4 protein-coding genes are annotated in these 3,112 nt (G+C 47.7%); 1 reads left to right on the forward strand and 3 read right to left on the reverse strand.

Annotated features, from left to right (window positions below):
• Window positions 1-13: 13 nt before the first annotated feature.
• Both apcB and RMO84_RS04045 read right to left on the reverse strand, forming a co-directional pair.
• On the reverse strand, window positions 14-523 hold the full coding sequence (gene apcB, locus RMO84_RS04040) for an allophycocyanin subunit beta (protein ID WP_310487189.1): 510 nt from the start codon (window positions 521-523) through the stop codon (window positions 14-16).
• A 134-nt stretch (window positions 524-657) separates the two neighbouring features.
• Complete coding sequence (locus RMO84_RS04045) at window positions 658-957, reverse strand: hypothetical protein (protein ID WP_310487190.1); 300 nt, start codon at window positions 955-957, stop codon at window positions 658-660.
• Window positions 958-1,582: 625 nt separating this feature from the next.
• Between RMO84_RS04045 and RMO84_RS04050 the strand changes: the two genes are divergently transcribed.
• Window positions 1,583-1,987 carry a nuclear transport factor 2 family protein gene (locus RMO84_RS04050; RefSeq protein ID WP_310487191.1) on the forward strand — a complete coding sequence of 135 codons (405 nt, stop codon included), beginning with the start codon at window positions 1,583-1,585 and terminating at the stop codon, window positions 1,985-1,987.
• Window positions 1,988-1,999: 12 nt separating this feature from the next.
• On the opposite strand, the gene dndC is transcribed toward RMO84_RS04050, so the two are convergent.
• A partial coding sequence (gene dndC, locus RMO84_RS04055; RefSeq protein WP_310487194.1) for a DNA phosphorothioation system sulfurtransferase DndC occupies window positions 2,000-3,112 on the reverse strand: 1,113 nt, incomplete at its 5' end.

Raw genomic sequence — 3,112 nt, forward strand, 5'->3', positions numbered from 1 at the left:
TGCGCTAGCAAGCTTAGAGATCCCGTTCGCTAATTTCGCTGGTCATCCGATCGAAAGGTGCATCTACGCAACTAGTATCGGCAATGCCAGCCGCAACTAACTGAGCCTTGACCAAATCCTTAATGATTTGGATGCCGCGCACTGTCGGCCCAATCGGCACGCCAAGAGAGTTATAAGTCTCGCGTAAGCCTTGCAGGACGCGCTCGTCCAACACCTGAGTATCGCCAGCGACGATCGCGTAGCTAGCATATCGCAGATAATAATCCATATCCCGCAGGCAAGCCGCATAACGTCTAGTGGTATATGAGTTACCTCCAGGACGAATGAGTTCTGGCAATTCGTCAAAGAGCAGCAAGCTAGCGCGCTTGACGATCGCGGCTGCATTGGCATTGATTACGCCCGCAGCAGCAATTCGCGCCGCACCACTATCAAAATAGGACTTTAAGCTATCGATCGCGTTGCGGTCTAAATAGCGACCTGTTATATCGTAAGTTTTAATGAGATTTGTTACAGCATCCCGCATGAGATCGTCCCAACAATAATTCTTTTATCGGTATATCAGTATCGCAGAAAATCGACCTCAAGCGGGACATCCGCGTTACAATTCGCAATCGTATCTTCATTGTCGATCGCAGATCCCGCAGGCGATCCCCACTCCTAACTTTGGGTTCTAGTTACCAGCTTGCGGGCATGACCGCTGGCTGATGCGGAGCTAGGCAGATCTCTAGTCCAAGAATGCAGCCAATTGAACCCAGTGCCCACTGACGAGATTAATGTTAATTCTTCGGGGTAGCGCGGCTGGGGATCGCTGGCGAGCATTACGGGTGGCACCATCATCGGATCGTAAGCAATTACTGTATCGACGATCCCCGGACGGTGCTTGACTTCGACCTTTTGGCCGGGACGATAGACCGATCCTTCTGCTTGCACTTCACGCCAATCCGTTCGCTCCGTCATTACTACGATCCCCGTTATGCTACTGATTAAGTTTACTTATCTTGATGTTACCCAAAATTATCTAACAGGGGAATGCTATTTGGTCAATTACGATACTTTTTTTTAATATTTAGTCCCGATCGAAACCGCTACCCCGATCGCATCAGATCGCCGAGGTGCCCGAAAATTAGGCGTAGCTGTGGCGGGAGGCCCTCGGGCAAGGCGATCCCGCTGGTGAATGCCATTGCTCGCCACCTGTCAACCATCAGCACTTGCCAGCTCGCGATGATTGAGTGCGTACCTTCCTCTCGCTATGGCATCGACACTCATCGCGATCGAAATCTAGCAATCTGTCATAAATCATTCACGAGCAGCGATCGCGCTCTTGATTTTTAACCTCAAAACGTAGCGGACAATACAGCGATTGTCCTGCTCTATTGAGGATTGCTACAATCGAAAACAAGTGCTAAATTTCAGGCCAGATGACAAACTTTGTTCTCTAAATATATTTCAGCCGATCGATAGATTTATTAATAATTTAGTCGATTGGTTGCTAAAAATCGCTCGGTGAGCATAGAAATTGATTAAGAGCCTAGTTTACAATTTAGTACGGTGGTTATCGATCGGAATTATTTTAATTGGCTTAATGTCTGGTATGGATGCAACTGGAGATCGCAACTTATCGCCACAGCAGATTCGATCGACGATCGAGCAAGCTCGAAAAGCATGGATCGCTGGTGATGCGGACACCCTGGCTGAGTTATTTACAATAGATGCCCAACTAATCGTCCCTAATCAACGGTGGCAAGGTCGGGAGCAAATTCGTGAGGAAATCGCCAAGTTTGCGCGAGCGTATGCAAATATTAGCATTACGATCTACCGCATCATCATCGATAGCGACCGAGCGGCGGTAGAGTGGCACTATGAGGATCTAGAACGGGCTACAGGTAAGCACAGCCAATCGGATGACGCGATCGTCATTGAGTTTCAAAACGGGCTGATTAGCTATTGGCGAGAGTATTTCGATACTGGGGGTCAATCAGAGCGTTGACCATAACAGAAGCTAAGTTAAGGGGCTATCTTCATCGATTTCCTCATCAGTCTTAAACTTCATCTGCGCCCAGGTTAACTGCTTCACCTTCTCGACGTCGCCCCGACTGGCAGCCTCCTTCAAATCGCGCTTTTGGTGCGCGTGTTCGATCGCTTCTTCTTTCGATCGCGAGCTACTATCAAAGCACTTCTCTAGGTTTTCAAAAACCCCCCGCCGCGATTTGGTAGCATGTTGGCGTTCGGTATCGAGCAACTTGGCCATCAATTCTAGGTGCATGGCATCATCGCTACAGATCTCTTCTAAAATCGACCATTCATCGCCACCTAATAGCTGCTTTTCTTGGATGCGGGTATCTTGAAAGGTTTTGCCCATAATTTCCTCATAAATACGCGGTAAACTATCGTCAAATTCGTGCTTCTCTTCCAACCAGATTCGTCTGATTTCGCCTAATTCTTCATCAGTAATCAGCGTAATCTCGCGCATGTCTGGCGGTGCAGTTTGTTGAATTTCCACTTGTGCTGCCAATACTCGTCGCAACCAATGTTCGCGCCAAAATTTAGTATATGGCCCAGGAATTGGCACTACCTCAGTCCCTTCAGTTGCCTTACGCTCAAACAGTTCGACTCTACCATAGATACGCCGAAAATCTCGCTTGTCGCGATCGTCATGAATGTCCAATTCATTCCGAATATCTAACAACGGTTGCAACCATTCTTTGTCTTCATCATTTTGAATCATTGCTTCCATCGATCGATCTTTGCTCACGAGGGTACACACCCAGCAACCAAACCGAGAATCACCACAACTAGGCGTAGAGGTATCGACTACTAACGGACATTCATTATCGGCAGTCGCACCGCGATATAGGCTGAATAAGTCCTGATTATTCCCACCCCAAGGATTTGGGAACTGCATCAGATACATCCACACCTCATCAGTCCGCCAATCCTCGATCGGGCTGTAAATCAATGAATTATGTAAACGGCTATTAGGGCTAAGGTAATCTCTCACTCGATTTTTCTCGTGCTTAAGCATCGTCATCGCCCGCTTGCTACTTTCTGCTTTGCGAGTACCTAAAACTAAGATAGTTTCACCATTAACCTGTACCACTTCACGAATAAATCG

The sequence above is a fragment of the Chamaesiphon sp. VAR_69_metabat_338 genome (genome assembly GCF_031423935.1).
Lineage (GTDB): Bacteria > Cyanobacteriota > Cyanobacteriia > Cyanobacteriales > Chamaesiphonaceae > Chamaesiphon.